Genomic DNA, 24,540 nt, shown 5'->3' on the forward strand with positions numbered 1-24,540 from the left:
ACCGCTCGATTTCGAACTTCGCAGGGTTCTCGAGTGAAACACGGGTGCGAAGTTCGGAATCGAATGTGATTCAGGCCGGGCTGGTGAGCTGGATCAGGTTGCCGCAGGTGTCGTCGATGGTGGCCACGACGACCGGGCCCATCGGCGTCGCCGGCTGGGTGACGGTCACGCCCTTGGCCTCGAGCTCGCGCACGGTGGCCGCCACGTCGTCGACCGCGAACGAGGTGGCCGGGATGCCGTCCTCGACGAGCGCGGCCATGTAGGCCTTCGCCGCCGGATGCTCGTCGGGCTCGAGCAGCAACTCGACCCCGTCGGGCTCCCCCGGCCCGACGACGGTGAGCCACCGGTGCAGGCCGATGGGTACGTCGTTCTTCACCACAAAGCCGAGCTTCTCGGTATAGAAGGCGAGGGCCTTGGCCTGGTCGTCGACGAAGACGCTGGTGAGGTTGATGCGAATGGGCATGCGCGTGCTCCTTAGCGGTTGGAGGTGATGGGCCAGCGGTCGACGACCGCCCGGAGGGGTTCCGTGTTCAGATGGTGGATCTTGGTGCGGCCGACCCGGCGCGTGCGCACCAGGTCCGCCTCCTCGAGCACCGCGAGGTGCTGGGAGATCGCTTGACGAGTGGAAGCCACGCCGTGCAGCATCGCCAGCCGGCCGCAGATCTCGAACAGCGTCAGGCCGTCGCGCACGACGAGTTCGTCGAGGATCTGACGCCGGGTCGGGTCGGCGAGGGCCCGGAAGATGTCTCCCATGCCACCCATATTAGGCAAGCAACAGCTTGCATTTCAAGGTGGTGCCCCGGTGGCCGTTTCTAGACTGGACGGCATGACCACAGATGCCCTCTCATTCGGCCAGGCCGTCGGCGACTACGAGCGCGGGCGGCCGACCTATCCGGCCGCGGCCGTCGACTGGATGCTGCAGCGGGCAAGAGCCGTGGAAGATGTGGTCGATGTGGGAGCGGGGACGGGCAAGTTCACCGCTTCCCTCGTCGCCCACGGCCTGGCCGTGACCGCGGTGGAACCCGACCCGGTCATGCGGGCCCGGCTGACGGCAAACCATCCCGCGGTGAACGCGCTGGCGGGCACCGCCGAGGCGTTGCCGCTGGAGGACGCCGGCGCCGACCTGGTCACCTTCGCGCAGTCCTGGCACTGGGTCGATGTGCCCGTGGCTTCGGCCGAGGTCGCGCGGGTGCTGCGCCCGGGCGGGGCGCTCGCCTTGGTCTGGAACATCCGCGACCCGGAGGTGGAGTGGGTCGAGCGGCTCGGCGAGGTCATGGGGTCGTCGAAGGCGGAGCAGTACAACAGCCACGAACCGGTCGTCGCGGCGCCCCTGAGGATCGAGGATTTTGCCGAGTTCCTCTGGGAGAACCCGATGACGCGCGAGGAGCTGATCGCGATGGTCACCTCGCGGAGCTACGTGATCACCATGAACGCGCCGGACCGGGCGGAGTTGCTGGTGCGGCTGGCCGAACTGCTCGACACCCACCCCGACCTCGCCGGCCGCACCGAGTACCGCATGCCGTACCGCACGCGCGTGACGATCGTGCGGGCCGGTCCGGCCGCTGTCTGAGCCTGTCGAACCAGCCGTGAGCACGGATGGCGGGGACTCGCGTCGTCCGCAACCGCTCACGAGGTCTCGACAAGCTCGACCAACGAGATGGAGACGACCGCAGACGACCATCCGCCGGTCGAGCCCATCCGCCGGTCGAGCGTGTCGAGACCCCGTGAGGCGATCTCGCGGACGCTGCCGCGGTCGGGCTACTCGGCCGCGATGGGGAGCAGGATGCCCTTCACGGTCTCGTCGGTCTCGAGGAACTCCTGAACGGCCGGGTCCTTGAACGCTGCGACCAGGTTCTTGATGTTCTCGGTGTCGGCGAAGTCGCTGCCAATGGTGAGCTGGCCGGCGAACTCGTCGGGCGCGGCCGGGGCGAAGATCTGCTGCTCGATCGGGATGCTCGCGGCCAGGTAGTACTCGGTGTAACCGGCGGCGAGGTCGAGGTCGGGCAGCGCGCGGGACTGTGCGGCGAAGTCGAGCAGGGTGAACTTGAGGTTCTTCGGGTTGGTGGCGATGTCATCCTGCGTGGCGGTGCCGGCCGTCGTGCCCTCCTTGAGCGTGATCAGGCCGGCTTCCTTGAGCAACCAGAGGCCCTGGGCCTCGTTGGCCGGGTCGGAGTACAACGAGACCGTGCCGCCATCCGGCACCTGGTCGACGCTGGTGTACTTGTCGCTCCAGAGTCCGAAGCCCCAACGGAACACCGGCGTGGCGGCGGTCTCCTTGAAGTCGGGGTTGGACTCGAGCACCTGGCTCAGCCAGAGCTTGTGCTGGTAGACCGTGCCGGCGATCTCGCCCTCGCTCACCGCGCGGTTGATGGTGTTGCTGTCGGCGAGGCCCTTGAACTCGACCGTGATGCCGTATTTGGGTGCGACCTCTTCGGCGACGAAGTTCACCAGGGCCTGCTCGGCCGCGTTGCCCTCGGCGGTGGCGACGATGAGCGTGGCGCCCTCGGTGGCGTTGGCGGACTTCGCGGGGTTGAGCAGCGGCACGGCGATCGCGGTCGCTGCGGCGACGGCGACCACGGCGATGCCGGCGATCCAGGGCCAGCGGCGGCGCTTCTTGAGCGCGAAGCCGTGCGGTTCGGTAGCGGGCGTGGCGGGGGTGTGGGGCGTAGACATGGGGATCCTTCTGGAGTGTGGTCTGCGGGCTGGTGCAGGCGTGCGGGAAGAGTGCGCGCGGGGGACGTACGCGCGTGGAAGGGTATGCGGGTCGAGCAGGCGAGCGCGGCGAAGGTCAGGCCGGACAGCTCGCCCCGGGCATCCGGCGCGTCATACCAGGCTCGCTTCGCGGCGGGCGGCGCGGGGAGCGCGGGCGTTGGTGCGGCTGTGCGGCGTGGTGAGGCGCACGAGCCGGTCGCCGATCAGCTGCACCGACGCCACCGTGGCCACGAGGATCACGATGGTGGCGAGCATCACGGTGTTGTCGAAGCGCTGGTAGCCGTAGGTGACGGCGACGTAGCCGATGCCGCCGGCGCCGATCGTGCCGGCGATGGCGGAGTACTCGATCATGGCGATGGTGTTGATGGTGAGGCCGCCGATGATCGACGGCAGTGCTTCGCTGAGCTGGGCGGAGCGGATGATCTGCAGCGGCGACGCCCCGGAGGCCTTGGCGACGCGCACCAGGGTGGGCGGCACGCCGCGGAGGGAGTTCTCCACGATGCGGGTGAAGAACGCGATTCCAGCGATCGACATGGGTACGACCGCGGCGGCGATGCCGATGTTGGTGCCGGTGATGAACCGGGTGAACGGCACGATGGACGCCATCAGGATGAGGAACGGCAACGACCGGCCGATGCTCACGATCCAGCTGATCGTGGTGTGCAGGGCGGGGTTCTCGAACAGGCCGCCCGGGGCGAGGTTGTGCACCAGGGCGCCGAGCGGGATGCCGACGAGCACGACGATCAGCATCACGATGCCGACCATGATGAGGGTGTCGAGCAGGGCGGGGAAGACCAGCGCGGGGATCTCCGCGATGGGCACGTTGTTGTTCAGCTGCAGGCTCATGCGACCGGCTCCAGAATCTCGGCGGGCTGGGCGGGCAGCTCGGCGCGGGCGTCGAGGCCGAGGCTGCGGGCCACGGCGATGAGGTGGTCGGGGTTGGCGCCGGTGACACCGATGCTGGCGTGGCCGACGGTGGCGCCGTCGACGGTCTCGATCGAGGCGCCGAGCAGTGACACCGTGCTGCCGAGCTGGTCGGCGAGCCGGGTGAGCCAGTCGGCCGGCACGTTCGCGGAGGTATAGCTGACGAACCACTCGGTGGCGTCGGCCGGGGCGCTCTCGTGCGAGCGCGCGGGGCGGAGGGCCCGGCCGAGCCCGGAGGCGGGGTCGCGGAGCAGTTCCACGATGCGGCCGCTCTCCACGATCCGGCCGTGGTCGAGCCGGGCGACGGAGTCGGCGACCTGCAGCACGGTGTCCATCTCGTGCGTGATGAAGAGGATCGACAGGCCCAGGTCGTCGCGCAGTTCCTTGAGCAGCGCCACGATCGAGCGGGTGGAGTCGGGGTCAAGGCCCGAGGTGGCCTCGTCGCTGAGCAGCACGGAGGGGCGGAGCGCCAGGGCGCGGGCGATGCCCACCCGCTGCCGCTGCCCACCGGAGAGCTGGTGCGGGTAGTGCCCGGCCTTGTCGGAGAGTCCCACCCGGTCGAGCAGCTCGGCCACCCTGGCGCGGGTCTCCGCGTTCGTTGCGCCGAGGTACTCCAGCGGCAGCGCCACGTTCTGGGCAGCGGTGCGGCGGGAGTACAGGCCATCCGACTGGAAAATGGTGCCGATGCGCCGGCGCGCCACCCGCAGCTGCTTCTCGCTGAGCTGGGACAGGTTCTCCCCGTTCACCAGCACCGACCCGCTGGTGGGTCGTTCGAGCAGGTTGACGCACTGCGCCAGGGTGCTCTTGCCGGCACCGCTCGGCCCGACGACGGCGAAGATCTCGCCGGCGTCGACGCTGAAGTCGAGGCGGTCGAGCACAACCGTGCGCTGGTCACCGTGGCCGTAGACCTTGGTCAGCTGTTCGAGGCTGATCATGCGGGGCTCCCTGTCGAGTCCGGTTGGAGGTGCGTGTGCGGGTGGCGGGAAGGTCAGACGACGGGCACGCCGACGCGGAAGTTCGCGCCGTGGTGCTCGTCGGGCAGGCGGTCGCCGCGGCCGTGCAGCTTCTGACGCAGGGTGCCCTCGGTGTATTCGGTCGGGTAGACGCCGCGCTTCTGCAGCTCGGGCACCACCCAGGTGACCACGTCTTCGAAGGTGCCCGGCGTGATCGCGTAGGCGAGGTTGAACCCGTCCACGTCGGTCTCGGCGGCCCACTCCTCGAGCTGGTCGGCGATTTCGACGCCGGAGCCCACGATGAACGGGCCGAGCCCGCCGATCGCGCCGGCCCGGGCGATGTCGCCCACGGTCCACTCCGAGCCGTCGTGGTTCGCGGCCTGGAAGTTGGCCACCGCCGACTGGATCGCGTTGCTCTTGACGTTGCCGATGGGCTCGTCGAGCGCGAACTCGGACAGGTCGACACCCATCCAGCCCGACATGAAGACGAGGGCGCCCTCTTCGCTGGCGTAGCTGAGGTAGTCGAGGTACTTGGCCTGGGCCTTCTCGCTGGTCTCGTCGGTGATGATCGTGAGCAGCGTGTAGATCTTGGCGGAGTACCGGTCGCGGCCGGCGGACTCGAGGGCGTCGCGGATCTTGGTGACGGTGCCCTTGAGTACCTCCTTGGTGGACGCGGCCACGAAGATCGCCTCGGCGTTGCCGGCGGCGAAAGCGATGCCACGGCTGGAGGCGCCGGCCTGGTAGATCACGGGCGAACGCTGCGGCGACGGCTCGGAGAGGTGGATGCCCGGCACCTGGAAGTGCTTGCCGGAGTGCCCGATCGAGTGCACCTTGCTCGGGTCGGTGAAGACACCGGATGCGGCGTCACGCACCACGGCGTCGTCTTCCCACGACCCTTCCCAGAGCTTGTAGAGCACCTCGAGGTACTCGTCGGCGTAGTCGTAGCGGTCGTCGTGTTCGAGCTGGTCCTCGTTGCCCATGTTGCGGGCGGCGGAGGGCAGGTACCCGGTGACGACGTTCCAGCCGACCCGGCCCTTGGTGAGGTGGTCGAGCGTCGACATCCGCCGGGCGAACGGGTACGGGTGCTCGTAGGCGGTGCCGGCGGTGACGCCGAAACCGAGGTGCTCGGTGACATATGCCATTGCGGGAATGACCAGCAACGGGTCGGCGACGGGGATCTGCGCACCATTGCGGATCGCGGCCTCGTTGGTGCCGCCGTAGACGTCGTAGGTGCCCAGCACGTCGGCCAGGAAGATACCGTCGAAGCGGCCTTTCTCGAGAAGTTTGGCCAGCTCGGTCCAGTACGCGAGGTCGGTGTAGCTCTGCGACCGGTCGTCGGGGTGGCGCCACAGCCCGGAGGACTGGTGGGCGACGCAGTTCATGTCGAAGGCGTTGAAGCGAATCTGTCTGGGCATTCCCCCATGCTCACGTTTCCGGGCGCCGGGCACATCCCCCGTCGAAACACAGCGTCACACACGGATGTGTCGCAGGTGCTGCGATGCGGAATCCGTCCGGGCTGTGCGAGTGCAAGAAACTGCGCCGCCGCTTAGTGCTCCGGCCGGTCGACCGCGGAGGCCCGGGGGTGCCTTTTCTCCCGGCCAAGTGCCATACTGGCCCCGAATCGCTGCTCTGCCGCCGTGCGGCCAGGGCAGCGTTTCCGGCCTTGTTACTCGACGTAGAGGAGCCCCGTGAGCACCCCGACACTGTCCAATTTCATCAACGGCCAATTCGTCACGCCGGCCGGCACCGAGGTGCTCGACATCGTCGATCCCACCACCGGAGCGATCGTGGCCAGGGCGCCGATCTCCACCTCCGGCGATGTCGACGACGCCATGCGGGCCGCCAAGGCCGCGTTCCCGGCATGGAGCCGCCGCACCCCCGGCGAACGCCAGCTGGCGCTGCTGCAGCTCGCCGACGCGGTCGAGGCCAACAGTGACGCCCTCGTGGAGGCCCAGCACCGCAACACCGGCCAGCCGCGCGCCACGATCGCGGCCGACGAGGTGGCCGCGGGCGCCGACCAGTTGCGCTTCTTCGCCGGCGCCGCCCGGCTGCTCGAGGGCAAGTCGGCCGGCGAGTACCTCGAGGGCATGACCTCCTGGGTGCGCCGCGAACCCATCGGCGTCGTCGGCCAGGTCACGCCGTGGAACTTCCCGTTCCTGATGGCGATCTGGAAGATCGGCCCAGCCCTGGCCGTGGGCAACACCCTGGTGCTCAAGCCCAGCGACACCACTCCGGAATCGACCCTGGAGCTCGCCCGGATCAGCCAGGGCATCCTGCCCGACGGGGTGATGAACATCGTGCTCGGCGACGCCGGCACCGGTTCCTTCATCGTCGAGCACCCCGTTCCCGGCCTGGTGTCGATCACGGGCAGTGTGCGCGCCGGCATCGCCGTGGCGTCCAGTGCCGCGCACACCCTCAAGCGCGCACACCTGGAACTGGGCGGCAAGGCGCCCGCGGTGGTCTTCGCCGACGTCGACGTGGCCAAGGTCGCCTCCGCGATCGCCGACTTCTCCTTCTACAACGCCGGCCAGGACTGCACCGCCATCACCCGGGTGCTCGTGCACGAGGCCATCCACGACGAATTCGTCGCCGCATTCACGGCCGAGGCCGAGTTGCGCACCACCGGGTCGGCCGACGACGCCGACAACTACTTCGGACCGCTCAACAACGTGCGGCACTTCACCGACGTGGTCGACAAGGTGGCCGCGCTGCCGGCGCACGCCGTGATCAGCACGGGCGGCCACCAGGTCGGCGAGGCGGGCTTCTTTTTCGAACCCACCGTGGTGACGCAGGTGCGCCAGAGCGACCCGATCGTGCAGGACGAGACCTTCGGGCCGGTGATCACGGTGCAGAGCTTCAGCACCGAGGAGGAGGCCATCAGCATGGCCAACGACGTGCGCTACGCCCTGGCCTCGAGCGTCTGGACCCGCGACCACGCCAGGGCGCTCCGGGTGTCCCGCGACCTGGACTTCGGCGCCGTGTGGATCAACACCCACATCCTGCTCACCGCGGAGATGCCGCACGGCGGCTTCAAGTACTCCGGCTACGGCAAGGACCTCTCCATGTACGGGGTCGAGGACTACACGCGCATCAAGCACGTGATGAGCTCGCTCGAATAGCTCGAAGAGACAGAACAGGACACCGATGACCTTCCATCCGCTCGACCCCCTCACCGCCGCGGAGTTCAGCCAGGCCGCCGCCGTGCTCGCCCGCGAACACCACGTCGGCGCAGGCTGGCGGTTCGCCTCCATCGAACTCGTCGAGCCGGCCAGGGCCGCGATCGCGGAGTTCGACGCGACCGGCGTCGCCCCGGAGCGGCGCGCCCGCCTGGTGGTGCTGCACCGCGCCGAGAACCGCACCTGGGTGGCCGTGGTCTCCCTCGACGCAGACACCCTGCTCGAATGGTCGGAGGCCGTGGGGATGCAGGCCAACTTCACCGTGGACGAGTGGGAGGAGGCCGACGCGGCACTGCGGGCGCATCCGGAGGTCGTGGCGGCGCTGGCCAAGCGCGGCATCACCGACCTCGAGCACGTCTTCATCGACACCTGGACCTACGGCGACGCCGTCATCCCCGACGTCTACCGGGGCCTGCGCCTGGGCTGGGCGGATGTCTGGGTGCGCGCCGGCGCCGGCGCCAACCCCTACGCGGGGCCGGTCAGCGGGCTGCACTTCGTGATCGACGTGAACACCATGAACCTGCTCGCCGTGGAGGACACCTTCACCGTCGACCCTCCCAACGTGATGGGCGAGTACGTGCCGCACCTGGTGCCGGAGCGCATCCGGAACGCCAGCACCCGGCCGCCCCTCAAGCCGCTGGACATCGTGCAACCACAGGGTCCCGGCTTCAGCGTGGACGGCAACCTCGTGCAATGGCAGAACTGGTCGCTGCGGGTGGGCTTCAACTACCGCGAGGGCATGACACTGCACCGGGTGACCTACACGGATGCCGGCCGCGAGCGCCCGATCGCCAACCGGCTGTCGTTCGCCGAGATGGTCGTGCCGTACCGCGACCCCAGCGTCGACCACTTCCGCCGCACCGCGTTCGACATCGGCGAGTGGGGCCTGGGGTTCATGACCACCTCGCTCGAGCTCGGCTGCGACTGCCTGGGTGAGATCCGGTACATCGACGCGGTGCTGCACAACAGCGCCGGCGAGCCGTACACGATCCCGAACGCGTTCTGCATCCACGAGGAAGACAACGCGGTGCTGTGGAAGCACGTCGACCACGACGGCGGCGCCGAGGTGCGCCGGATGCGCCGGCTCGTGGTGTCCTTCCACGTCACCGTGGCCAACTACGAGTACCTCGTCTACTGGCGGTTTTACCAGGACGGCAACATCGAGTGCGAGGTGCGCGCCACCGGCATCATGGTGGTCACCCACCTCGACGCCGGGCAGCCGCACCCCAACGGCACCCTCGTCGACGAGCGCACCTACGCGCCGTTCCACCAGCATTTCATCGTGGCCCGGCTCGACCTCGACATCGACGGGGAGGCGAACACGGTGTTCCGCAGCGAGACCCGGATCGAACCGATCGACGACACCAACCCGCTCGGGCTGGCGATCACCCAGCAGAACACCCCCATCGAGACCGAGGGCTTCGACGACTTCGACTGGAACACCCAGCGGGCCTGGAAGGTGGTGAACGAGCAGACCCTGAACGGGCTCGGCACCCCGGTGTCGTACAAGCTCGTGCCGACCGGTGCGATCCCGTCGTTCTTCCATCCCACTGCGCCGGCCCTGCAACGCGCCCAGGTGATCGGCCACACCGTCTGGGTCACCCCGGCCGATGAGACCCAGCGCTGGCCCTGCGGCGAGTTCGTCAACCAGAGCGGCATCGACCACGGCCTGCCCGAGTGGATCCGGGCCGGCCGCGCCGTGCGCGACACCGACGTGGTGCTCTGGTACACCTTCGGCATCCACCACATCACCCGGCCGGAGGAATGGCCGGTGATGCCCGCTGACACGGTGTCGTTCTGGCTGAAGCCGGTGGGCTTCTTCGACCGCAACCCGTCCCTCGACGTGGAGCCGAGCCCCGCGCACTGCGCGCCCGGCATGGACCACAGCGGCATGGAGCACGGCTCCATGGAGCACGGCAGCCCTGAGCACGACCATTCCGGTGCGGTGGCCGACCACCAGCACGAACACGGCAGCCCCGAACCGGATGCGCAACCGACGGAACCGAGGAGAACACCGTGACCCGAGTAGCGAACTACGTGGTGGCCTACGAGGCCACCAGCCAGGGCCGCGAGGCCCTCGAGCTGGGCATCGCGCTGGCCAGGGCCACCGCGGCCGAGTTGCGCATCTGCCTCGTGCTGCAGCGTCTCTCGGCGGCGCCGGCGAAGATCCACGCCGCGAGCTCGGATTTCGAAGTGCTGCTGTCCAACCAGGCCACCCAGTGGCTCACCGAGGCGGCCGACTGGGTGCCCGGCGACGTCACGGCCAGCACGCACCTGCTCTGGGCCGACTCCACCTCTGAGGGCCTCATCCAGGCCGCCGCCGACCTGGACTCCGACCGGATCGTGGTGGGCGCCGCCCGCGGCGGCCTGCTCAACCGGTTCACCATCGGCAGCGTCGCGAACGCCCTGCTGCACGCCTCCCCCGTTCCGGTCGCCCTCGCGCCGCGCGGGTATCGCGCCCCGGCACAGCTCACCCGCATCACCTGCGCCATCGGCACCCGGCCGGGGTGGGAGGCGCTGCTCGACTCGCTGGTGGCCTTCACCGACGACCTCGCCGTCGAACTGCGCTTCGTGACCCTGGTGGAAGTCGACGCCAGCCGTGAGAAGCAGTCGCCCGCCGCCGCCGGCAGCACCGCGCACCTCGACGCGGTGCTCGCCTACTACGAGCGTCACTCGCACAGCCACGGCATCATCACCACCGCGGTCGGCGAGGGCAAGAACGTGGAGGAGGCCGTCGAAGCGCTGGACTGGCGCCCCGACGAGCTCGCCTTCGTGGGCTCGAGCCGCCTGGCCGCGCCGCGCACGATCTTCCTCGGCATCACCGCCCACCGCATGCTGCACGCCCTGCCGGTTCCCCTGGTCGTCGTTCCGACCAATCCCGCCGGCAGTTGATTCGACCCCGTAGCTGATCCGAGCAAAGGACAGGTCCATGGCACAGTCATCCGCTCCCCGGCCCACGCCGGCCGCCCCGTCGGCCAGCGCCGGCGGGCTCTCCTCCAAGGGCCTCAGCGCCGGGTCCGTCGGCCTGCTCGGCGCGACCGTCATCGGCATCTCCTGCATCGCCCCCGCCTACACGCTCACCGCGTCACTCGGCCCCACGGTGGCGGCGGTCGGCACCCAGATGCCCGGCATCTTCATCGTCGGCTTCATCCCGATGCTGCTCGTGGCACTGGGCTACCGCGAGCTGAACAACGCCATGCCGGATGCCGGCACGTCGTTCACCTGGGCCACGCGCGCGTTCGGTCCGTGGCTGGGCTGGATGGGCGGTTGGGGCCTGATCGTGGCCACGGTCGTGGTGCTGTCCAACCTGGCCGGGGTGGCGGTGGACTTCTTCTACCTCCTGCTCGCGCAGGTGTTCGGCGACCCGGGGCTGGCCGACCTGGCCGGCAACGTGTGGATCAACATCCTCACCTGTCTGGTGTTCATGGTGGGCGCCTGTTACGTGTCCTACCGGGGCATGGAGACCACCAAAATGGTGCAGTACGTGCTCGTCGCGTTCCAACTGCTCGTGCTGGTCTGGTTCAGCGTCGCCGCCCTCGTGCACTTCTCGGCCGGCACCGCGTTCGACGCGCTCGGGTTCAGCGCCTCGTGGTTCAACCCGTTCCTCACCCCGTCGTTCTCCGCCTTCGCGGCCGGGGTCTCGCTGTCGATCTTCATCTACTGGGGCTGGGACGTCACCCTGACAATGAACGAGGAGACCAAGGATCCGGAGCGCACCCCGGGCCGGGCGGCCACCCTCACCGTCGGCATCATCTTCGTCCTCTACATCCTGGTGTCGGTCTCGGCGCTGATGTTCTCCGGCGTTGGCACCGGCGAGCTGGGCCTCGGCAACGAAGACATCCAGGGCAACGTCTTCGCCGCCCTCGCTGGCCCCGTGATGGGCCCATTCGCCGTCCTGATGTCGCTGGCCGTGCTCTCCAGCTCGGCGGCGTCGCTGCAGTCCACCTTCGTGGGGCCGGCCCGCACCATGCTCTCGATGGGCCACTACCGCGCCTTCCCCAAGCGGTTCGCCGCGATCAGCCCACGGTTCAAGTCGCCGGGCTTCGCCACCGTCATCGCCGGCGTGGTGGCCTGGGGTTTCTACGCGGTGATGCGGGTGCTGAGCACCGACGTGCTCACCGACACCATCCTCACCCTGGGCATCATGATCTGCTTCTACTACGGCGTCACGGCGTTCGCCTGCGTCTGGTTCTTCCGCCGGGAACTGTTCTCCAGCGCGCGGGCGTTCCTGCTCAAGCTGCTCGCCCCGCTGCTGGGCGGCATCATCCTGGCGGTGATCTTCGCCACCACCCTGATCGACAGCACCAACCCCGAATACGGCAGCGGCTCGGAGATCGGTGGTGTCGGCCTGGTGTTCATCCTGGCGATGGTGCTCTTCATCACCGGCATCGTGCTGATGGTGATCATGCGCAGGGTCGACCCGGCGTTCTTCCAGGGCAAGACCCTCACCAAGGGCACCTCCCGCGACACCTAGGCCCCGCGCGGCCTCACCGCACCCCTCATGGCCGACCGCGCCCGCTACAGCGGGCGCGAGGCGCCACACGGGGTGCGGCGGCCGCCCTGCTCAGCCTCGCCGGGCGGGCACGGGCGCCTCGGCCGCGCCGCCGACCAGCGCGGCCGCGGACGCCTTCAGGGTGCGTCCGCTGGTTTCCGGGAGCAGGAGGGCCGCGACCAGCGCCCCGGCGGCGATGACCGTGAGGTAGATCGCCGGGGCCAGGTTGTTCCCGGTGGCGGCGATCAGGGCCGTCGCCACGAACGGTGCCGTGCCACCGAAGATGGCGTAACTGAGGTTGTAGGTGATGGCGGATGCGGTGTACCGCACGTTCGTGGGGAACACCTCCGACAGGAGCACCGCCGTCACCACGTTGGCCGTCACGGCCCCGACGGCCAGCAGGAGCTGTCCGGTCAGGGCCGTGCCGAACCCGCCGGTCGAGGCGAGGAGGTAGGCGGGGATGGCCAGGCCGCCCAGCAGCACGACCGAGGTGACCATGGTCACGCGCCGCCCGATCCGGTCGCAGATGCGTCCGATCACCGGCGCCAGGGCCGCAGCGCAGGCCAGGGCGATGACGTTGCTCATCAGCACCTGGTCGGCGGGAAGCTGCACCACTTCGCGGAGGAAGGTCGTCATGTAGGTGGAGAAGGTATAGAAGGACAACGCCGTCAGGCTGATGTAGCCGCCAAGCGTCAGCATGGGCTTCCACTGCTCGCGCAGGGTCTGGCCCAACCGCGAGTGCGGCACCGAGGCGCTGTTGCGCACCTCCAGGAACAGCGGGCTCTCGTCCAGGCGTTGCCGGATGTAGAAGGCGAGCAGGCCCAGCGGCAGTGCCGCCAGGAACGGCAGGCGCCAGCCCCAACTGTCCATGGTCTCTTCGGAAAGGTTCGCGGTGAGCAGGTAGCACAGCAGGGCCGCAGCGGAGAAGGAGGCAAAGGTGGCGGCGGGCATCCAGCTGCTGTAGCGGGAGCGTTGGCCCGCGGGTGCGTGTTCGATCACGAAGGTGACCGCGCCCGCGTATTCGCCGCCGGCCGAGAGGCCTTGCACGCTCCGGGCGAGGATCAGGAGCAGGGGCGCCCAGATTCCGATGCTCTCGTAGGAGGGCAGGAATCCGATCGCGGCGGTGGCGCCGGACATGAGCAGGACCGTCAGCGCCAGGACCTTCTTGCGGCCGATGCGGTCGCCCAGCATGCCGAAGAACGCACCGCCGAGGGGCCGGAGGGCGAAGGCGACGGCGAAGACCGCGAAGGTCTGGAGCAGCCCGGTGATGTGGTCGGTGGCGGGAAAGAAGACCCGGGCGATGACGGGTGCGAGGAAGCCGTAGATGGCGAAGTCGAACCATTCGACAACGGTGCCGGCCGCGGCGGCACCCGTCACCTTCCGCAAGGTGGTTGGACTGGAGTGGGGCGTGTGAGGCGAGGACATGATGGCTCCCTTGGTCGGAGTGCAGCGTCGGAGGGTTAGGGAGTGGTGGTTTCGACGAACGCGGGCAGCGCGTTGAGGTAGTCGAGCACGTTGGTCAGCGGCTCGACGTCGCCGAACTTGGAGTCGATGTCGAACAGGTTCCAGGCCACGGTGCCGGCGACCCGGTCGCCGACGGCCTCGCGCACCACGATCGGGCGGAAGCCCTCCGCGATGGCGTCCTCGACGGTGTGGCGCACGCATCCGGCCGCGGTGACGCCGGTGATGATGACGGTGTCGATGCGGTTCACGGTCAGGAACTGCTGCAGGTTGGTGCCGGGGAACGCGCTGGCGCGCTTCTTGGTGATGACCAGCTCGCCGGCCTCCGGCTTGATGCGGTCGTCGATCTTCACTTCCTCCGAGCCGATGGCGAGCAGCTCGACGGGGATCTTCGACGCCCACAGGCCCATGTCGGACGGCTTGGAGCGGTCGGTGATGTCGTACGCGGTGGTCGTGTAGATCACCGGGATGCCCTTGGCGCGGGCGGCCTCGTTGAGGTCCTGGCAGGCCGGAATGATCGTGTCCATGTTCTCGCAGGAGAACGCGTGGCCCTCGCGGGTCCAGGCGTTGGCCATGTCGATGTGGATGATGGCCGGTCGGGTGCCGTAGCCGACCCGACGCTTGAAGCCGAGCTCGTGGTACTGCTCGGTGCCGGCGGCGAAGGCCTTCTCCAGCAGTTCGTTCAGCTGGGTGTTGAGGTCCTGCTCGAGGGTGACGTCCTGGCTCATGATTTCTCCTTGCGGTGGATGATGGCGACCATCATGTTTGTTGTTGCTTGCAGATCAAATTAGTTGCTGCTTGTGCAACAACGGGTTTCGGTGATGTTAATTCCGTGTTTCGTTGCGATGGGTCGAATACGGCCGCCGCCGGGCCTCGCCGGGCCGGGCCGGATCGACCGCCGGACCTATGATTGAGGGGCTGCAGGCCGGTCGGCGGGCGGCGCAGAACGGCGAAGAAACGAGTGGGAACATGGCAGGCAGGCCACGCCAGGGTGACGACGCCCCGCAGGGAGCCGCGGCGTCGCTACTGAACGGCCTCGGCGTGCTCGAGGCGTTCTCGATCGAGAAGCCGGTGCTCGGCGTCACCGAGATCGCCCAGAAGGTCGGCCTTCACAAGAGCACCGTGTCCCGCATCCTCACCGGGCTCGCTGCCGCCGGCTACGTCGAACGTGACGAAGACACCGGCCGATTCCGGCTGGGCCTCGGCCTGATCGGGCTCACCGGTCCACTCCTGGCCGAGCTCGACGTGCGCCGCGCGGCCCACGCCGGCCTCGAAGAGCTCACCGAGCTGACCGGCGAGACCAGCGCCCTCGCGGTATGGAACGGATCAGCGGCGATCGTCGTCGAACAGATCCCCAGCCCGCACCAGGTCAAGCACACGGCATCCATCGGAACCCGCTACGGCCGGTTCGAGAGCTCCTCCGTGCGGGTGTTCCTCGCCGACCTCTCCCCCGACCAGGCGGCGCAGCTGCTCGAGGCCGGCACCGTCACCCGCGCGACCGACTCCCCCTTCGCCGGCGACTGGCGGCCGGCGCTGGCGCAGGTCCTCGAGCAGGGCTATGCCGTCAACGACGGCTTCACGACCTTCGAGGAGGTCGGCGTCTCGGCCGCCGTACGGGATTACCGCGGCGTCGTGGTCGGCTGCATCACCACGTCCGCGCCGCGCTCCCGGACCGGCGCCGACCGCATCGAGTTCCTCACCGGCGCGGTGCTCGACACCGCCCGCACGGTCTCGGCCCGGCTGGGCAACCCCGCCAGCTGACCCGGCACCCGCGCGGGTCAGAGCACGCGACGGATGGTCTTCTCGAAGCTGGAGACGTGCTCGAGGGCCAGGTCGGCAGCCCGCTCGGCGTCGCCGTCGGCGACCGCCTCGAGCAGGGCGACGTGTTCGGTGACATGGCTCGTTACCGACGGCACCTTGTCGAGCACCAGGACCCAGATGCGGGTGGCCAGGTTGTCGTACCGCACCAGGGTGTCCTCCAGGTGCGGGTTGCCGGCGGCCCGGTAGATGGTGCGGTGCACGGCCATGTCGTGACGCATCAGCTCGTACTTGTCGACGGGCTTGGCCGCGATCGAGCCGATCGTGCGGGCCAGCTCCCGGAGTTCGGCGCGCGTCTCGGCGTTCGCGTTCAGGGCGGCACGGCGGGCGGCCAGCGGTTCCAGCAGCGTGCGGATGTCTGAGACGTCGGCGAGCTCCGTGATGTCCACGACCGTGGCGAAGGTACCGCGGCGGGGGTAGGAGACCACGAGGTGGTCGATTTCCAGGCGCTTGATGGCCTCCCGCACCGGGGTTCGGCCCACGCCGAGCTCCTCGGCGAGCTGGCCGTCGTTGATCGGTGCGCCCGGCCGGATCTCGAGCATGATCAGCTTGTCGCGGAGGGCGAGATAGGCGGACTCCGCCAGGGAGAGCTCGGGAACCGGGGGCGCCGGCAGGAGGTGCGCTCCGCTCATCGGTTCCTCCGTCGCTCCGTCACTCCGTGCGCCAGGCGCCTTGACTCTGTCGCTGCATCCACATTAGCATTGCCCCCACACTGATATATCAACAGTGTGTGAATGGTATTTCAAGGCATTGGAGCAGCACAGTGAGCGCGGACCAGCTTCCGGAGCACCCCGACTTCCTCTGGCGGAACCCGGACCCCAAGCCCTCCTATGACGCCGTGATCGTGGGCGGCGGCGGGCACGGCCTGGCCACCGCGTACTACCTGGCCAAGAACCACGGCATGACCAACATCGCCATCCTGGAGAAGGGCTGGCTGGCCGGCGGCAACATGGCCCGGAACACCACCATCATCCGCTCCAACTACCTCTGGGACGAGAGCGCGGCGATCTACGAACAGTCCCTCAAACTCTGGGAGGTGCTGCCGGAGGAGCTCGAGTACAACTTCCTGTTCAGCCAGCGCGGGGTGATGAACCTCGCCCACACCCTCGGGGACGTGCGGGAGAGCATCCGCCGGGTGGGCGCGAACAAGCTCAACGGCGTCGACGCCGAGTGGCTGGACCCGGCCCAGGTCAAGGAACTCTGCCCGATCCTGAACATCAACGACAACATCCGCTACCCGGTGATGGGCGCCACCTACCAGCCGCGCGCCGGGATCGCCAAGCACGACCACGTGGCCTGGGCCTTCGCCCGCAAGTGCGACGAACTCGGCGTGGACATCATCCAGAACTGCGCGGTCACCGGCTTCGTGAAGAACGGCAACCGGGTGGTGGGCGTCGAGACCAGCCGGGGCACCATCCACACCGAGAAGGTGGGCCTGTGCGCGGCCGGGCACAGCTCGATGCTCGCGGAGATGGCCGGGTTCCGCCTGCCCATCCAGTCGCACCCGCTGCAGGCGCTGGTCTCGGAACTGCACGAACCCGTGCACCCCACGGTGGTGATGTCCAACCACGTGCACGTCTACGTCTCCCAGGCGCACAAGGGTGAACTGGTGATGGGCGCCGGCGTCGACTCCTACAACGGCTACGGCCAGCGCGGGTCGTTCCACGTCATCGAGCAACAGATGGCCGCCGCGGTGGAGCTGTTCCCGATCTTCGCCCGGGCGCACGTGCTGCGCACCTGGGGCGGCATCGTGGACACCACCCTCGACGCCTCGCCGATCGTGAGCACCACCCCGGTGGAGAACATGTTCGTGAACTGCGGCTGGGGCACCGGCGGGTTCAAGGGCACCCCGGTGGCCGGGCTCACCTTCGCGCACACCATCGCCACCGGTCAGGCCCACGCGCTCAACCAGCCGTTCGCGCTGGAGCGGTTCGAAACCGGCGCCCTGATCGACGAACACGGCGCCGCCGCCGTGGCCCACTAGACGCGACGCGTGAGAAAGCGATGAGACCATGCTGCTGATTCCCTGCCCCCACTGCGGCCCCCGCAACGAGACCGAGTTCCACTACGGCGGCCAGGCCCACGTGCCCTACCCGGAGAACCCCGCCGAGCTGACCGACCGCGAGTGGGCCGAGTACCTCTTCTACCGTGACAACACCCATGGCGTGTTCGCCGAACGGTGGCTGCACAGCACCGGTTGCCGGCAGTGGTTCAACATGCTGCGCGACACCGCAAGTTACGACATCCAGGCCGTCTACCGGATGGGCGAACCGCGCCCGGTGAACCCCGACCCGTCCACCGCGTTGCCCGCGGCGGCCGAAGGAGCAGTGCGATGACCACGCCAGAGCCCCGCCACCCGCAGCCCGCCCGCCTGGGCACCGGCGGCCGGATCGACCGCAGCGTCAGCTGGGCGTTCACCGCCGACGGCCAGGACTACACCGGCCATCCCGGTGACACCGTGGCCTCCGCACTGCTGGCCAACGGCCGGCTCCGGGCCGGCAACTCGCTCTACGAAGACCGGCCGCGGGGCATCCTGGCCGCCGGGGTCGAGGAACCCAACGCCATGCTGCGGGTCGAACCGCGCTTTGCCGACCACGTCGCCGAGTCCATGCTCCCCGCCACCTGCGTATCGCTGGTGCCGGGCCTCACCGCCGAGCTGCTCACTGGGTTGGGACGGCTGGACCCGGCCGAGGACCTGGCCGAGTACGACAAGAAGTACGTGCACACCGACGTCCTCGTGGTGGGCGGCGGCCCGGCCGGGCTGGCCGCCGCCCGGGAGGCGATGCGCGGCGGCGCCCGGGTGATCCTCATCGACGACCAACCCGAACTCGGCGGCAGCCTGCTGTCCGGTTCCCCCGCGCCGGGCCTCGCCGACACCATCGACGGCCGGGATGCGCTGGCCTGGGTGGACGACGTCGCAGCCGAACTGGCGTCCGCGGCCGAGTGCACGGTGCTCACTCGCACCTCGGCGTTCGGGTCGTATGACGCCAACTATGTCATCGCCGTGCAGAACCGCACCGATCACCTGGCCGCAGCCGCGGCGCCCGGCGTCTCCCGCCAGCGGATCTGGCACATCCGGGCCGCGCAGGTGGTCCTGGCCCCCGGCGCGCACGAACGGCCGCTGGTGTTCGACAACAACGACCGGCCCGGCATCATGCTCGCCTCCGCGGTGCGCAGCTACCTCAACCGCTACGCCGTCGCGGCCGGGTCCCGGGTGGTGATCGCCACCACGAACGACAGCGCCTACCCGCTGGCCGACGACCTCACGGCCGCCGGCATCGCGGTCGAGGCGGTGGTCGACGCCAGGGAGCAGCCCAGCGACCGGGCCGCGGCGGCCGTCACCGCAGGCATCCGGGTGCTGTTCGGCAGCGCGGTGGCCGACACCACCGGCACCGACCGGCTCACCGGGGTCACGGTCAGGGGCCTCGACGCCGCCGACGGGCTCACCCCCGCGGTGCACGAGCTCGACTGCGACCTGCTGGCCGTCTCGGGCGGCTGGTCCCCCGTGGTGCACCTGCACTCCCAACGGCAGGGCAGACTGCGCTGGGATGACGAGCTCGCCGCGTTCGTGCCCGCCACCGTCGTTCCCGCCCAGCAGGTGGCCGGCTCCGGCCGGGGCAGCTTCGTCTTGGCCGACTGTGTCGCCGAGGGGCTCACCGCCGGCGCAGCGGCGGCCGCGCGGGCCGGTTCATCCGCTGGCGGCAGCGGCCCGGACGACGTCGTCGCCGCACACGGGGCGCCCCGGGCTGCCGCCCCGACCCGGCAGCTCTGGCTGGTGCCGGGCCAGACCGGCGGGCCGGCGGACTGGCACCACCACTTCGTGGACTTCCAGCGCGACCAGTCCGTCGCCGACGTCCTCCGCTCCACCACGGCGGGCATGCGGTCGGTGGAACACGTCAAGCGCTACACCTCCATCAGCACCGCGAACGACCAGGGCAAGACCTCCGGCGTCAACGCGATCGGGGTCATCGCCGCGGCCCTCCGGCACGGCGGCGGGGACACCGCCGGCATCGGCGAGATCGGCACCACCGCCTACCGCGCCCCGTTCACCCCGGTGGCCTTCGCCGCCCTGGCCGGCCGGCAGCGCGGACCCCTCTTCGACCCGGCCCGGCTGACCTCGATCCAGCCGTGGCACGAGACCAACGGCGCCGAATTCGAGGACGTCGGCCAGTGGAAGCGCCCGTGGTACTACCCCCGGGCCGGCGAGGACATGGCCGCCGCGGTGCTGCGGGAAACTACCGCCGTGCGGACCTCGGTCGGGTTCATGGACGCCACCACCCTGGGCAAGATCGAGATCCGGGGCGCCGACGCCGGCGAATTCCTCAACCGCATCTACACCAACGCGTTCAAGAAACTCGCGCCGGGAGCCGCCCGCTACGGCGTCATGTGCACCCCGGACGGCATGATCTTCGACGACGGGGTGACCCTGCGGCTGGATGAGGACCGCTTCCTGATGACCACCACCACCGGCGGTGCCGCGAAGGTACTGGACTGGCTCGAGGAGTGGCACCAGACCGAATGGCCGGGCCTGGACGTCTGGTTCACCTCGGTGACCGAACAGTGGACCACGATCGCCGTCGTCGGACCGAAGTCCCGCGCGGTCCTGGCCCGGATGGCGCCCGCCCTCGCGGCCGACGGCGGGCTCGAGGCCGACGCGTTCCCGTTCATGACCTGGCGCGACACCGTGCTGGCCTCGGGCATCCGGGCGCGCATCTGCCGGATCTCCTTCTCGGGGGAGCTCGCCTACGAGATCAGCGTGCCCTCCTGGTACGGGCTGGCCACCTGGGAGGCGGTCGCGGCCGCCGGTGCGGAGTTCGACATCACCCCGTACGGCACCGAGACTATGCACGTGCTGCGGGCCGAGAAGGGCTACCCGATCGTGGGCCAGGACACCGACGGCACCGTCACCCCACAGGACGCCGGGATGGAGTGGGTGGTGTCCAAGGTCAAGGACTTCATCGGCAAGCGGTCGTATGCGCGCGCCCGCGCCGGCAGCCCCGACCGCAAGCACCTGGTGAGCGTGCTGCCGGTCGACGGCAGCATCCGCCTGCCGGAGGGCACCCAGCTGGTGGAACCGGGGATCCCCATGGATCCCTCGACCGCACCCGTGCCGATGCAGGGATTCGTGACCTCCAGTTACGACAGTGCGGCGCTCGGCCGCTCGTTCGCGCTGGCGCTGATCAAGAACGGCCGCAACCGGATCGGCGAGGCCCTCGTGGCCGTGGCGGGCACCGAACTGGTCGACGTCGTCATCGCCGAAACCGTGCTGTTCGACCCCGAAGGGACCCGCAAGGATGGCTGACCTCACAGCGCTGGAGAACCCGCGCATCACTTCCCCCCTCCGGCGCAGCCCGGCGGCGCACCTCTTGGATGCGTGTGTGTCCGGCTCGGTGGCCGGCAGCGCCCGGCTGGCCGAACTGCCCTTCCTGGTCATGGTGGGCATCCGGGTGCACCCGGGCGCCGACGCCGGGCGGCGGATCGCCGCGGTCACCGGTGAGCTGCCCCGGGGCTCTGGGCAGGTGGGCGGCACCGCCGAGACGGCGGTGCTGTGGCTGGGCCCCACCGAGTTCCTCGTGGTCGCCCCGGCCGGCGACGACGATGCGCCCGAGCTGGTCGACAGGCTCGTCGACGCGTTGGCCGACGACCCCGGCCAGGTGGTGGACCTCTCCGCCAACCGCACCACCTTCGAACTCTCCGGCCCGCGCGCCAGGGACGTGTTGGAGAAGGGCTGCTCCCTCGACCTGCATCCCCGCGTCCTCCCGCCCAAAACGGCCGTCTCGACCGAGGTCGGCGGCATCCCGGTGCTCCTCTGGAAAACCGCGGACGAGACCTACCGGCTGCTGCCCCGCGCCTCCTTCGCGGACTTCCTGTGCCGCTGGCTGCTGGACGGCATGCGCGAGTACGCCACTGCCGGGGTCGCCTGATGCCCGCCGTGGAGTACGTGCTCACGCTCGATTGCCCGGAGCAGAAGGGCATCGTGAACGCCGTGTCCGGTTTCCTGCTCGAGCACGACTGCGACATCGTCGACATCCAGCAATACGGCGAGCGCGCCGGCGGGCACTTCTTCATGCGGGTGCACTTCTCACCGGATGCCGACGCCGCGGCCGCCGACCGGCTCGCGGCGGCGTTCCCCAGCATCGGCGAACGCTACGGCATGACCTGGCGGATCGAGCCGCACGGCGCCAAGCGCAAGGTGCTGATCATGGTGTCCAAGTTCGGCCACTGCCTGAACGACCTGCTGTTCCGGGCCCGGATCGGCGAGCTGCCGGTGGACATCGTGGCGGTGGTCTCCAATCACACCGACCACCAGACCCTCGTCGAATGGCACGGCATCCCGTTCTTCCACGTGCCGGTCACCGCCGACACCAAGCCTGCCGCCGAGGCACGGCTGGTCGAGCTCGTCGAGCAGTTCGACGTGGAGCTGGTGGTGCTGGCCCGCTACATGCAGGTGCTCAGCGACGACCTCACCCGCCGGTTGGACGGCCGGGCCATCAACATCCACCACTCGTTCCTGCCCAGCTTCAAGGGTGCCAAGCCGTACCACCAGGCCTATGCCCGGGGCGTGAAGACCGTCGGCGCCACCGCGCACTACGTGAGCGGCGAGCTGGACGAGGGACCCATCATCGCCCAGCAGGTGGTGGAGGTGGACCACGCCTACGGGCCGGAGGACCTCGTGGCCGCCGGCCGAGACACCGAATGCAAGGCGCTGTCCAACGCGGTGCGCTGGCACTGCGAGGGCCGGGTCTTCCTGCGGGGCAACCGCACGGTGGTGCTGCGCTAACCTGACGCCCGGGCGGGCGCGCCCTGAACGCACTCTCAGTCGCGCGCCCCTTCCGGACAGCTTCTCGTCGTTTTGCTTTCACTTTCGATTCGTACACTCCCAACTGTCCCGCCCTGTGCGGGCGCACGTGCCGGCTCCATCGGGTGTGACTGGGTTGAAAGTGACGTGCCAGTGTCCTATTTCGTCGAATATGTCGATCAACGCCTGACCACGGCCCTCACCCCCGCCCGGCGGGAGTGGCTGCGGAGCCCGCGCACCCTGTTGCTCGGCTTCCTCGGCCTGCACCTGCTCTTCCTGTTCGCCCTGCTGCCCACCATCCTCACCGGCCGGGTGCTCGGCGACCTGCCGCTGTACCGGGTCTGGGCCGAGCAGGCGCTGCTGAACCACGTATGGCAGGGCGTGGACGTTCAGTGGGTCTACCCCATCGGCGCGATCGTGCCGATCGTGCTGGCGGATGTCGCCGGGCCGCTGCTCTACCAACTGCTCTGGTTCCTGATGACCGCGGGCCTCAACGTCGCGGCCGTCGGCATCCTCACCGATTGGGGCCGGGCCAGGGCCGGCTACCCGGCGGCGTGGTTCTGGTTGCTGGTCAGCCTCCTGCTGAGCCCGGTGGGCCTGCTGCGGTTGGAGGGGCTCAGCGCCCCGATCGTGATCCTGGGCCTGGTGCTGCTGGCCCGGCGCCCGGTGGTCGCCGCGGCCCTGCTCTCCGTGGCCACCTGGATCAAGGTGTGGCCGGCCGCGGTGCTGCTCGCGGTCGTGGTCGCGAGTCGCCGCCGGGTGAGCGTGCTTGTCACCGGGGCGGTGATCACGGCCGGCATCACTGTCATGCTCTGGGCGGCGGGCGGGTTGCGCAACCTCACCGGCTTCGTGACCATGCAGTCCGACCGGGCGTTGCAGTTGGAGGCGCCGGTGACGACCCCGTGGGTGTGGTTGGCGGCGATGGGCCAGCACGGCACCACGATCTACCAGAACCAGGCGATCGCCACCCGCGAGGTGAGCGGGCCGGGCGCCGGTGTCGTGGCGGCAGCGATGACGCCGCTGATGTTCCTGGCCGTCGCGGGCATCTTCGTGGTGATGCTCGTGGCGCTCCGCCGCAGCCGCGACCAGGCCCAGCTGATGCTGCTGGGCGCACTGGCGCTGGTGACGGTCTTCGTCGTGTTCAACAAGGTGGGGTCCCCGCAGTACATGCTGTGGATCGCCCCGGTCGTGACCGTCGGCATCGCCCACGACTGGGCGCACTGGCGGGTTGCGGCGTATCTCACCGTCGGCATCGGCCTGCTCACCACCCTGGTCTTCCCGGTGTTCTACCTGCCACTGGTGCACGGCGACCCGGGTGCCGTGCTGCTCCTCACCCTGCGCAACGGGCTCCTCGTCGTGCTGCTCGGCTGGTCGGTGGCCGGCCTCTGGCGCATGGCCCGGCGCGGCGCGCGGGCATCCGCCCCGCTCGGCCGGCGCACCGCCGGCGCGGGCGTGGCCGCCCGGTGACGGATGCGACAGGCCGGTTCCCAGCCGATACAAGGCAGAATGGACAAGTGACTGCTACAACGACCTTCGCCCTCGTCCGCCACGGCCAGACCGACTGGAACGCCGCCGGGCGCATTCAGGGGGCAACCGACGTGCCACTGAACGATGTCGGGCGCGGTCAGGCGACGGAGGCCGTGGCGCCGCTGTCGCAGTACGAGTGGGACTTCGTGGTCGCGTCGCCGCTGTCGCGGGCGGCCGAGACCGCCGACATCATCGCGGTCGACCTCGAGCTCGAAGTGATCCGGCACCTGCCCGGGCTGGTCGAGCGCAACTATGGCCCGGCCGAGGGACTCTCCGCCGGCCCCAAGCTCGACGCGTTGCGGGTGGATGGCAGCTACGGCTCGTTCCGCGGCGCCGAAGCCGAGGACAGCGTGTCGGGCCGCGGCCTGGGCGCGCTGCGCGAGCTCGCCGAGGACTACCCGGGCGCCCGCATCATCGTCGTGTGCCACGGCACGCTCATCCGGCTCAGCCTGATGGCGGCGCTCGAGCGGGACATCCCGCCGATCACCAACGCCGCCATGTCGGTCGTGCAGTACAACCCGGAATCCGGCTGGACCGCCACGGTGATCAACAACGAGCTGCTCGACGCCGACACCCTCGACGCCGGGGCCCTCGCCGCCCTCTAGCCGTTCCCCGGACCCGGACCCCGTCCCGTCCGCTAACTGTTCCCCCTGCGGACAATTGGTCCCGGCACACCGG

General features: G+C 69.6%; 21 protein-coding genes and 1 pseudogene. 13 read left to right on the forward strand and 9 right to left on the reverse strand.

Annotated elements, in window-relative coordinates; all coding sequences use genetic code 11:
- Positions 1 to 70 precede the first annotated feature (70 nt).
- Both ACU5E9_RS11805 and ACU5E9_RS11810 read right to left on the reverse strand, forming a co-directional pair.
- Positions 71 to 463 (reverse strand): VOC family protein, encoded by a 393-nt coding sequence (locus ACU5E9_RS11805; RefSeq protein WP_456810109.1) that lies wholly within the window; start codon positions 461 to 463, stop codon positions 71 to 73.
- A gap of 11 nt (positions 464 to 474) precedes the next feature.
- Positions 475 to 753 carry an ArsR/SmtB family transcription factor gene (locus tag ACU5E9_RS11810; protein WP_456810110.1) on the reverse strand — a complete coding sequence of 93 codons (279 nt, stop codon included), beginning with the start codon at positions 751 to 753 and terminating at the stop codon, positions 475 to 477.
- A gap of 73 nt (positions 754 to 826) precedes the next feature.
- Here ACU5E9_RS11810 and ACU5E9_RS11815 point away from each other — a divergent pair, with 73 nt between their 5' ends.
- The gene (locus ACU5E9_RS11815) at positions 827 to 1,570 is read left to right on the forward strand and encodes a class I SAM-dependent methyltransferase (protein ID WP_456810111.1); all 744 of its coding nucleotides are present in this window, start codon (positions 827 to 829) and stop codon (positions 1,568 to 1,570) included.
- Between the two features lie 188 nt (positions 1,571 to 1,758).
- Here the strand turns inward: ACU5E9_RS11815 and ACU5E9_RS11820 are convergent, their stop codons facing one another.
- The 4 genes from ACU5E9_RS11820 to ACU5E9_RS11835 all read right to left on the reverse strand — a co-directional run bounded on the left by ACU5E9_RS11820 (position 1,759) and on the right by ACU5E9_RS11835 (position 6,004).
- Positions 1,759 to 2,673, reverse strand: a complete 915-nt coding sequence (locus tag ACU5E9_RS11820) for a MetQ/NlpA family ABC transporter substrate-binding protein (RefSeq protein ID WP_456810112.1) — start codon at positions 2,671 to 2,673, stop codon at positions 1,759 to 1,761.
- Positions 2,674 to 2,823: 150 nt separating this feature from the next.
- On the reverse strand, positions 2,824 to 3,558 hold the full coding sequence (locus ACU5E9_RS11825) for a methionine ABC transporter permease (protein ID WP_456810113.1): 735 nt from the start codon (positions 3,556 to 3,558) through the stop codon (positions 2,824 to 2,826).
- A complete protein-coding gene (locus tag ACU5E9_RS11830) occupies positions 3,555 to 4,571 on the reverse strand; it encodes a methionine ABC transporter ATP-binding protein (RefSeq protein ID WP_456810114.1) in 1,017 nt (338 codons plus the stop codon). The genes ACU5E9_RS11825 and ACU5E9_RS11830 overlap by 4 nt, the downstream gene beginning before the upstream one ends.
- Before the next feature lie 53 nt (positions 4,572 to 4,624).
- Entirely contained in the window at positions 4,625 to 6,004 is a 1,380-nt protein-coding gene (locus tag ACU5E9_RS11835) for an LLM class flavin-dependent oxidoreductase (RefSeq protein ID WP_456810115.1), read from the reverse strand.
- Between the two features lie 273 nt (positions 6,005 to 6,277).
- On the opposite strand from ACU5E9_RS11835, the gene ACU5E9_RS11840 reads away from it, so the two are divergent.
- The 4 genes and pseudogenes from ACU5E9_RS11840 (at position 6,278) to ACU5E9_RS11855 (ending at position 12,239) form a co-directional block, all read left to right on the forward strand.
- Positions 6,278 to 7,708, forward strand: a complete 1,431-nt coding sequence (locus ACU5E9_RS11840; protein ID WP_456810116.1) for a gamma-aminobutyraldehyde dehydrogenase — start codon at positions 6,278 to 6,280, stop codon at positions 7,706 to 7,708.
- 16 nt (positions 7,709 to 7,724) lie between these two features.
- Positions 7,725 to 9,785, forward strand: a pseudogene (locus tag ACU5E9_RS11845) (primary-amine oxidase); the annotation flags it as partial.
- Entirely contained in the window at positions 9,782 to 10,657 is an 876-nt protein-coding gene (locus tag ACU5E9_RS11850; RefSeq protein ID WP_456810117.1) for a universal stress protein, read from the forward strand. The pseudogene ACU5E9_RS11845 and the gene ACU5E9_RS11850, both read left to right, overlap by 4 nt.
- A 37-nt stretch (positions 10,658 to 10,694) precedes the next feature.
- Positions 10,695 to 12,239 (forward strand): APC family permease, encoded by a 1,545-nt coding sequence (locus ACU5E9_RS11855; RefSeq protein ID WP_456810118.1) that lies wholly within the window; start codon positions 10,695 to 10,697, stop codon positions 12,237 to 12,239.
- A 90-nt stretch (positions 12,240 to 12,329) separates the two neighbouring features.
- Here ACU5E9_RS11855 and ACU5E9_RS11860 read toward each other — a convergent pair whose 3' ends face one another.
- Both ACU5E9_RS11860 and ACU5E9_RS11865 read right to left on the reverse strand, forming a co-directional pair.
- Positions 12,330 to 13,682: an MFS transporter gene (locus ACU5E9_RS11860; RefSeq protein ID WP_456810119.1), complete on the reverse strand. Its 1,353-nt coding sequence runs from the start codon at positions 13,680 to 13,682 to the stop codon at positions 12,330 to 12,332.
- Between the two features lie 35 nt (positions 13,683 to 13,717).
- Positions 13,718 to 14,446: an isochorismatase family protein gene (locus ACU5E9_RS11865; RefSeq protein WP_456810120.1), complete on the reverse strand. Its 729-nt coding sequence runs from the start codon at positions 14,444 to 14,446 to the stop codon at positions 13,718 to 13,720.
- Positions 14,447 to 14,687: 241 nt separating this feature from the next.
- Here ACU5E9_RS11865 and ACU5E9_RS11870 point away from each other — a divergent pair, with 241 nt between their 5' ends.
- The gene (locus ACU5E9_RS11870; RefSeq protein WP_456810121.1) at positions 14,688 to 15,479 is read left to right on the forward strand and encodes an IclR family transcriptional regulator; all 792 of its coding nucleotides are present in this window, start codon (positions 14,688 to 14,690) and stop codon (positions 15,477 to 15,479) included.
- Between the two features lie 17 nt (positions 15,480 to 15,496).
- Here the strand turns inward: ACU5E9_RS11870 and ACU5E9_RS11875 are convergent, their stop codons facing one another.
- On the reverse strand, positions 15,497 to 16,168 hold the full coding sequence (locus ACU5E9_RS11875; RefSeq protein ID WP_456810122.1) for a GntR family transcriptional regulator: 672 nt from the start codon (positions 16,166 to 16,168) through the stop codon (positions 15,497 to 15,499).
- A gap of 131 nt (positions 16,169 to 16,299) precedes the next feature.
- Between ACU5E9_RS11875 and ACU5E9_RS11880 the strand changes: the two genes are divergently transcribed.
- The 7 genes from ACU5E9_RS11880 (at position 16,300) to ACU5E9_RS11910 (ending at position 24,467) form a co-directional block, all read left to right on the forward strand.
- On the forward strand, positions 16,300 to 17,520 hold the full coding sequence (locus tag ACU5E9_RS11880; RefSeq protein ID WP_456810123.1) for a sarcosine oxidase subunit beta family protein: 1,221 nt from the start codon (positions 16,300 to 16,302) through the stop codon (positions 17,518 to 17,520).
- A 28-nt stretch (positions 17,521 to 17,548) separates the two neighbouring features.
- The gene (locus ACU5E9_RS11885) at positions 17,549 to 17,872 is read left to right on the forward strand and encodes a sarcosine oxidase subunit delta (RefSeq protein ID WP_456810124.1); all 324 of its coding nucleotides are present in this window, start codon (positions 17,549 to 17,551) and stop codon (positions 17,870 to 17,872) included.
- Entirely contained in the window at positions 17,869 to 20,838 is a 2,970-nt protein-coding gene (locus ACU5E9_RS11890) for a 2Fe-2S iron-sulfur cluster-binding protein (RefSeq protein WP_456810125.1), read from the forward strand. Before ACU5E9_RS11885 ends, ACU5E9_RS11890 begins: the two co-directional genes overlap by 4 nt.
- A complete protein-coding gene (locus ACU5E9_RS11895) occupies positions 20,831 to 21,460 on the forward strand; it encodes a sarcosine oxidase subunit gamma (protein WP_456810126.1) in 630 nt (209 codons plus the stop codon). The genes ACU5E9_RS11890 and ACU5E9_RS11895 overlap by 8 nt, the downstream gene beginning before the upstream one ends.
- The gene (purU, locus tag ACU5E9_RS11900; protein ID WP_456810127.1) at positions 21,460 to 22,317 is read left to right on the forward strand and encodes a formyltetrahydrofolate deformylase; all 858 of its coding nucleotides are present in this window, start codon (positions 21,460 to 21,462) and stop codon (positions 22,315 to 22,317) included. Before ACU5E9_RS11895 ends, purU begins: the two co-directional genes overlap by 1 nt.
- A 165-nt stretch (positions 22,318 to 22,482) precedes the next feature.
- Positions 22,483 to 23,802, forward strand: coding sequence for a glycosyltransferase 87 family protein (locus ACU5E9_RS11905; protein WP_456810128.1), 1,320 nt, complete (start codon positions 22,483 to 22,485; stop codon positions 23,800 to 23,802).
- Between the two features lie 47 nt (positions 23,803 to 23,849).
- Positions 23,850 to 24,467, forward strand: coding sequence for a histidine phosphatase family protein (locus ACU5E9_RS11910; RefSeq protein WP_456810129.1), 618 nt, complete (start codon positions 23,850 to 23,852; stop codon positions 24,465 to 24,467).
- Positions 24,468 to 24,540: the final 73 nt, after the last annotated feature.

The sequence above is a fragment of the Cryobacterium sp. AP23 genome (assembly GCF_054075385.1).

Bases quoted from the DNA above. Each gene is read 5' to 3' on its own strand.
- ACU5E9_RS11830 (WP_456810114.1), bottom strand. From the start codon at position 4,571: ATGATCAGCCTCGAACAGCTGACCAAGGTCTACGGCCACGGTGACCAG.
- ACU5E9_RS11805 (WP_456810109.1), bottom strand. From the start codon at position 463: ATGCCCATTCGCATCAACCTCACCAGCGTCTTCGTCGACGACCAGGCC.
- ACU5E9_RS11885 (WP_456810124.1), top strand. From the start codon at position 17,549: ATGCTGCTGATTCCCTGCCCCCACTGCGGCCCCCGCAACGAGACCGAG.
- ACU5E9_RS11895 (WP_456810126.1), top strand. From the start codon at position 20,831: ATGGCTGACCTCACAGCGCTGGAGAACCCGCGCATCACTTCCCCCCTC.
- ACU5E9_RS11870 (WP_456810121.1), top strand. From the start codon at position 14,688: ATGGCAGGCAGGCCACGCCAGGGTGACGACGCCCCGCAGGGAGCCGCG.
- ACU5E9_RS11865 (WP_456810120.1), bottom strand. From the start codon at position 14,446: ATGAGCCAGGACGTCACCCTCGAGCAGGACCTCAACACCCAGCTGAAC.
- ACU5E9_RS11875 (WP_456810122.1), bottom strand. From the start codon at position 16,168: ATGAGCGGAGCGCACCTCCTGCCGGCGCCCCCGGTTCCCGAGCTCTCC.
- ACU5E9_RS11855 (WP_456810118.1), top strand. From the start codon at position 10,695: ATGGCACAGTCATCCGCTCCCCGGCCCACGCCGGCCGCCCCGTCGGCC.
- ACU5E9_RS11820 (WP_456810112.1), bottom strand. From the start codon at position 2,673: ATGTCTACGCCCCACACCCCCGCCACGCCCGCTACCGAACCGCACGGC.
- ACU5E9_RS11835 (WP_456810115.1), bottom strand. From the start codon at position 6,004: ATGCCCAGACAGATTCGCTTCAACGCCTTCGACATGAACTGCGTCGCC.
- ACU5E9_RS11825 (WP_456810113.1), bottom strand. From the start codon at position 3,558: ATGAGCCTGCAGCTGAACAACAACGTGCCCATCGCGGAGATCCCCGCG.
- ACU5E9_RS11860 (WP_456810119.1), bottom strand. From the start codon at position 13,682: ATGTCCTCGCCTCACACGCCCCACTCCAGTCCAACCACCTTGCGGAAG.
- ACU5E9_RS11810 (WP_456810110.1), bottom strand. From the start codon at position 753: ATGGGAGACATCTTCCGGGCCCTCGCCGACCCGACCCGGCGTCAGATC.
- ACU5E9_RS11890 (WP_456810125.1), top strand. From the start codon at position 17,869: ATGACCACGCCAGAGCCCCGCCACCCGCAGCCCGCCCGCCTGGGCACC.
- purU (WP_456810127.1), top strand. From the start codon at position 21,460: ATGCCCGCCGTGGAGTACGTGCTCACGCTCGATTGCCCGGAGCAGAAG.
- ACU5E9_RS11815 (WP_456810111.1), top strand. From the start codon at position 827: ATGACCACAGATGCCCTCTCATTCGGCCAGGCCGTCGGCGACTACGAG.